Genomic DNA, 6,186 nt, shown 5'->3' with positions numbered 1-6,186 from the left:
CCGCCGGAGGCCGCACCGGCCGAGCCCGCAGCGCCCGCGGCCCCCGCGGACCCGGAGGTCGCGGCGGCCGTCCCGGCCGCTGCCGCACCGCCGACGGCGGCGGCACCGCCCACGGCGGCCGCGGCGGCGCCGAACCCGCCGACGCCGATCCAGACCAGCACCCCGCCGGGCAGCAGGGCGCGCAGCCCGGTGTTGATCTCGGTCAGTTCCAGGCAGGCGGCCGTGCAGCGGTCGCACTCAGTGAGGTGCCGGCCGACCTCCGCCGAGGCCCGCTTGCGCAGCGAGCCGCGCGCGTACGCGCCGAGCCGGTTGGCGTACGCCTCGCAGGCGCTGTCCTGGCTGCCCGAGACGTGCGCCTGGAGGAACGCGGCGGCGAGCCGGTCGCGGGCCCGGTGGGCCTGGACGGCGGTGGCGTTGGCGGTCTTGCCGAGCATCACCGCGACGGTCTTCGGGGACTCCCGCTCGACCTCGGTGTGCCAGAGCACCATCCGGTCGTCCTCGGGCAGTTCGGCGTAGGCCTGCATGACCATCCGCTGGTCGGCCATCGCCATCGCCCAGGCGTCGGCGCCCGGGTCGGCGAGGTCGAAGTCGACCACGGCGGCCGAGGTCTGCGCGAACACGGCGAAGTCGTCGACGAGTTGCTCGCGCCGCTCGCTGCGGTGCCAGGCGGCGGCGACGTTGCGCACGGCGGTCAGCAGGTACGCGCGGACGGCGAACTCGGGGCCCTTGCCCGCCCGCAGCGCCTGCAGGGTGCGGGCGAAGACCTCGCCCGCGAGGTCCTCGGCGGTGAAGCTGTCCCGGCAGCAGGTGCGGGCGTAGCGGCGCACCGAGTCGGCGTGCCGGCGGTAGATCTCCTCGTACGCGGTGTCGTCGCCGGCCCGCACCCGGGCGGTCAACTCGGAGTCGGAGGCCGGGCGCTCGCCGTCCACCGGGTCGGCGGGGGCGGGCACGGTCGGCCGGGCGGTGCGGCCGTCGCCGGTGAACGGTTCGCCGACGAACGCCTCGGGGGCGACGCCACCCCGGCCCGCCGGGGCCTGCCCGGGCACCCGGCCGGGGGGCAGTGCGGCGGCGGAGGCGGAGAGCGTCTCGCGGCTGGGCATCCCGGCCTGGTCGGGGACGTGTCCGGCGGCCGAACCCGCTGCGGTGCCCGGCACTTGGGCCGTCCCGCCGGCGCTGCCGAGACTGCAGGGGCCCGCGGCGGACCCCTCGGCGGTCTCACCGGAGCGGCCCCCGAAGTCGAGGCCGTACCCGTAGTCGTTCTGTTCCTCGGCGCTCACAACGGACCCCAGATTCCACGACAGCCCCCGTAGTGTGGCAGGGCGCGCGGGAGTGCGTAGGCGCACGGTTCCCCGGCGTACGGCGCCGACGGCGCGCGAACGGCGCGCATCGGGACATTGGCTCCAACCACGGGCAAAGGATGGCATAGCGCAGGGATCGGCGGTAGCCGGACCGGTCGCCTTCCACTCCTCCGAGGGGCCGTCGCGGGGGCGTTCGCCCAGCGTGCGGTGGTGGGGTGTGCGACTCCCGCACCCCGGCGCGCGCACTCGGGTCGCGCGCCGGTCCTCCTCCCAACTCCCGTGCCCGTCCGGCGTGGCGGCCCGGCCGGCCGACGGGCGTCAGCGCTCCCGCAGGCCGTCCAACAGGATCTGCAGCAGCCGGTCCGAGGGCCCGGCGACCGGCTGGCCCTCCGTCTGCGGAGAAATCGGCGAGAAACCGACGGCCGTCGGCGCGGAGACCGACGGACGGGCCGCGTGCACCGGCACCGAGGCCGTCAGCACCAGCACCACATCCGACACCGTGACGCCCGGCCGCAGTTCGCCCGCCGCACCGGCCCGCGCCACCAGCGCGGCCAGCAGCTGGAGCAGCAGCCGGGGATCGGCGTCGGCCGCCGACGGCTCGACCGCCCCGCCGGAACGGGCCTCCTCGCCGCGCAGGTCGAAGCGGACCGCGGCCGGCGGCTCCGCCGCCCGCTGCTCGGGCACCCGGCCCAGCTCCTCCGCGTACCGGAACGCCTCCGGCGGCAGCAGCCGCCCGGCGCCGCTGCTCACCGCGCGGGCCAGGTAGCCGGCCAGCGCCTCCCAGGCGCCGTCACCGCCGTACAGCGACTCCCGCGCCTGCGCGGTCAGCCACGCCACCTCCTCGGCGGCGATCCGCTGGACCAGCACCTCCTTGCTCGGGAAGCGCCGGTAGACGGTGCCGACCCCGACCCCGGCCCGGCGCGCCACCTCCTCCATCGGCGCGCCGTAGCCGAACTCGCCGAACACCTCGCGCGCCGCCCGCAGCACGCTCTCCAGGTTCCGCCGGGCGTCCACCCGCAACCGGGCCCCCGGCACCGGCACGGCGGCCGGCGCGGGCTCGACCCGGTACGGGACGGCCGCCCGGGCCAGACCGGCCGGTGCCGTTCCGCCCTGCGGCAGGTCCACCGGGCCGCGTTGCTCGGGGACCATGCCCGGTCCGACCTGCGACGCACCCGCCCGCCCCAATACCTGCTCCTGATCCATCATCCCAACTCTCCCCCGCAGGCGTCCGAAACCGGACCCTGTCGTCGCCCGCCCCTGCACCCCCCGGTGCAGCTCGGCCCGTCAGAAGTGACCCGATGACCCATGCTCGTGCCGCCCGTCCCGATCCGGTGACCACGGTTCGTGCCGCCGTGCCGGGTCCACGTCCGGCTCGGCGCGTCGGCACCGACCGGGGCCCTGTCCGGGAACTACCCTTCCCCGGATGACCGTCCCCCAGTCGGGTTCTCACGCCAACGCTGGAACTGGCCGTAGTGGCCGCTCCACGGTGCGTCGCCGCCGATTGTCATGGCGACGGCCGCCCCGGTACACAATCCGACCATAGTTCACCACTCTCCGAGGCCGAAAGTGCGTCAGAAAGTCGCCCAGTAGGCACAACTGGCCACGACGGTCACTCGCGTCGCAACCAGCCCCGTACGGACTGTGGACAAGACGACCCCCGCCGGTCCTTCATAGGGGGCGTGATGGGGGACACCCCGGCCGCGGGGTGGCCGGGACGAAACGTCGCATCGGCAGGAGGCGCACCATCAGGATCCTGATCGCCGGCGGCGGCTGCGCCGGAACGGCCGCCGCACTCCACCTCCAGCGCGCCCTGCGGGAACGGCTGCGGCGCGGCGAGGCGGAGATCACCGTCGTCGAGCCCCAGGCGTACTTCACCTACCACCCGCTGCTGGCCGAGGTGGCGGCCGGCTCGATCGACCCGAGACACGTGGTCGTCCCGCTGCGCCGGGTCCTGCCGGACTGCCGGGTGCTCACCGCCCGGATCACCCGGATCGAACACGCCGCCCGGCGCGCCCTGGCCGACGCCGCGGGCCCCGGCGAACCCCCCGCCCCGGTCGAACTCCCTTACGACGTCCTCGTGGTGGCCCCCGGATCGGTCTCCCGCACGGCGCCGGTGCCCGGCCTCGCCGAGCACGGCCTCGGCTTCTCCACCGTCGGCGAGGCGGTGGGCCTGCGCAACCACGTCCTGGAGCAGCTCGACCTCGCCTCCGCCACCCGCGACCCGGCGCTGCGCCAGGCCGCGCTCACCTTCGTCTTCGTCGGCGCCGGCTACGCGGGCGTCGGCGCGCTCGCCGAACTGGAGGACATGGCCCGCACCGCCGTGCGCGGCTACCACAACGTCCGCGCCGAGGACCTGCGCTGGGTGCTGGTCGAGGCGACCGGGCGGATCCTCGCCGAGGAGTCGCCCGAACTCGCCCGGCACACCCTGGGGGAGCTGCGCGAACGCGGCGTCGACATCCGGCTGAGCACCACCCTGGAGTCCGCCGCCGACCGGGTCGTGGCACTCTCCGACGGCAGCCGCTTCGGCGCCCGCACGCTGGTCTGGACGGCGGGCGTCCGGCCGTCCCCGCTGCTGCGCGCGACCGACCTGCCGCTGGACACCCTCGGCCGGGTGCGGTGCCTGGCGACCCTGCAGGCCGTCGGACCGGACGGGCGCGCCCTGCCCGGCGTCTGGGCGGCCGGCGACTGCGCCGCCGTACCGGACCCGAACGCGGACGGCGCCCCCTGCGCCCCCAACGCCCAGCACGCCTTCGCCCAGGCCGAGCTGCTCGCCCGCAACGTCGTGGTGGCCCTGGACGGCGGCCCGCACGCCCCGGGCCTGGCCGACTACCGGCCCGGCCCCGCCGCCTGCTCGACCTCGCTCGGCCCGCACCGGGCCGTCGCCCACACCCGGCGCGGCGGCAGGCTCACCGGCCGCCGGGCCTGGTGGCTGCACCGGGCCCGGCACCTGCGGCGGCTGCCGAGCACCGAGCGCCGGGTGCGGGTGCTGATGGACTGGGTGCTGGGCGGGGTGTTCTCCCGCGAGCCGGTCTCGCTGGGTGCGATGGAGCACCCGCGTTCGGCCTTCGAGGAGGGGTTCGGCCCCAAGCCCGGACGGCCGTCCGACGCCGGCCCCGATGCTCCCCGGTGACCGCGGCCGCCGACCCGGGCCTGCGGCCGACCGGACGGCGAACCGGGGAGTGGGTCGGACGGCGGATCGGGCGGCCACGCCGGGCGCGCGACTTCCGGAACCGGGCCTCCGCCTGACAGGATCAGCCCGACCTGGTCATTACCCCGTGTGCTGCTGCGCACACAAAAAGTGATGATATGCCTGGAAAACGAGGAAGCGGCCGTCGTTTGAACCTCATGCGCTGGAGCGCCCGGCTCGCCGGAGTCCCCTGGCGTGCCCTCCCGCCCCTCGGGACCGGCACCGAGGACGGTGCGCCCTGCCCCGAGGGCGTCGTCGTGCCCGGCCCCCGCGACCCGGCCGGCCCCGCCGCCACCGCGGAGCTCCCCGACCCGCACAAGCCGCAGAACCTGCGCGAGGTCCTCAACCGCATCCCCGCCCCGGTCGCCGTCACCTACGGCCCGCTCCACCAGCTCGGCTACGCCAACCGCGCCTACCGCGAACTCTTCGGCGAACGCCCCACCGGACTGCCGGCCGCCGAGGCGCTCCCCGAACTCGCCACCATGGGCGTCCTGCCCCTGATGGACCAGGTCATCCGCGGCGGCCGCCCGCGCAGCGTCAAGGCCCGCTGCATCCTCGGCCTCACCGGCAACCGCTACTACAACGTCTCCTGCGTCCCGCTCGGCACGGGGGAGGGCGGCGACGCCCCCGCCGAGGGACCGCCCGCCGGCGTGCTGATCTTCGCCGCCGAGGTCACCGACCAGGTCCTCGCCGCGGCCCGCCTGCGCGAAGCGGAACGCCGCCAGCGCGAGGCCGCCGTCACCCTCCAGCGCAGCCTGCTCCCGCAGAAGCTCGACCAGCCGGCCGGCCTGCGGGTTGCCGCCACCTACCAGCCGGGCGGCGCCGAGGCCGCGGTCGGCGGCGACTGGTACGACGTCATCGCCATCGACGGCGGGCGCACGGCACTCGTCATCGGCGACGTCATGGGCCGCGGCCTGCGCGCCGCCGCCGTCATGGGCCAGCTGCGGACGGCGGTCCGCGCCTACGCCCGCCTCGACCTCCCGCCGCACGAGGTGATGCGCCTGCTCGACGGCCTCGCCATGGAGATCGACGCCAACCAGATCGCCACCTGCACCTACGCCGTCTGGGACCCGCGGCGCCGCACCCTCTCCTACGCCTCCGCGGGACACCTCCCCGTCCTGCTGCGCTGCCCGGACGGCACCATCCTGCGCAGCGAGGAGCAGAACGGCCCGCCGCTCGGCACCGGCGGCGGCCTGCACGTCTCCCACACCCTGCGCCTGCTCCCCGGTACGACCGGTGTCCTCTATACCGACGGACTGGTCGAGCGCCGGGACGAGGACATCGACCAGGGCCTCGACCTCCTGGCCCGCACCCTGACCGGTGCGATCGGCGCCCCCGAGGTGATCTGCGCCCGGCTGCTGCGGGCGATGGGCGTGACCTCCGAGCACGACGACGACGTCGCCGTCCTGGCCTTCCAGCTGCCGGCGGAGGAGGGCACCGAGAATTCGGTTGCGCCACTTGACCCGGCGACTCCAGAGGTCTAGTGTTCTTCGAGCTGCCTGGCAGGGAGCACCGGACACGCATCTGCGCGGACGGTCCCGCGGTGGCCAATCCTCTGAAACACCACTTCCGGTTCGTGCCGGTCGTTTGCGCTTTTCGGCGCTGTGACCTGGTGCTTATTCGGCGTGCTCGTTTTATCGGGTTGCGGTCGGATTCGCTTTTCGGAGCGGGGATCGGCTAGAGTTTGAAACGTCGGACAGG

At 75.5% G+C, this 6,186-nt stretch carries 3 protein-coding genes and 1 pseudogene; 2 read left to right on the top strand and 2 right to left on the bottom strand.

The features are described from left to right. The coding region (locus ACFVU7_RS45020) for a sigma-70 family RNA polymerase sigma factor (protein ID WP_388052532.1) at window positions 1-1,277 on the bottom strand (1,277 nt) is incomplete at its 3' end. Window positions 1,278-1,616: 339 nt separating this feature from the next. Beyond that, the gene (locus ACFVU7_RS45015) at window positions 1,617-2,504 is read right to left on the bottom strand and encodes a TetR/AcrR family transcriptional regulator (protein ID WP_241852827.1); all 888 of its coding nucleotides are present in this window, start codon (window positions 2,502-2,504) and stop codon (window positions 1,617-1,619) included. A 499-nt stretch (window positions 2,505-3,003) separates the two neighbouring features. Here ACFVU7_RS45015 and ACFVU7_RS45010 point away from each other — a divergent pair, with 499 nt between their 5' ends. Further along, window positions 3,004-4,428, top strand: a complete 1,425-nt coding sequence (locus tag ACFVU7_RS45010) for an NAD(P)/FAD-dependent oxidoreductase (RefSeq protein WP_388052530.1) — start codon at window positions 3,004-3,006, stop codon at window positions 4,426-4,428. Window positions 4,429-4,634: 206 nt separating this feature from the next. Next, window positions 4,635-5,927 (top strand): annotated as a pseudogene (locus tag ACFVU7_RS45005) (PP2C family protein-serine/threonine phosphatase); the annotation flags it as partial. Between the last annotated feature and the right edge of the window lie 259 nt (window positions 5,928-6,186).

It is taken from the genome of Kitasatospora sp. NPDC058046, assembly GCF_042885595.1.
In the GTDB taxonomy this organism is placed as follows: Bacteria; Actinomycetota; Actinomycetes; order Streptomycetales; family Streptomycetaceae; genus Kitasatospora.
Note: the sequence above shows the minus strand (reverse complement) of the source record. Positions and strands in the feature narration are given on the sequence as shown.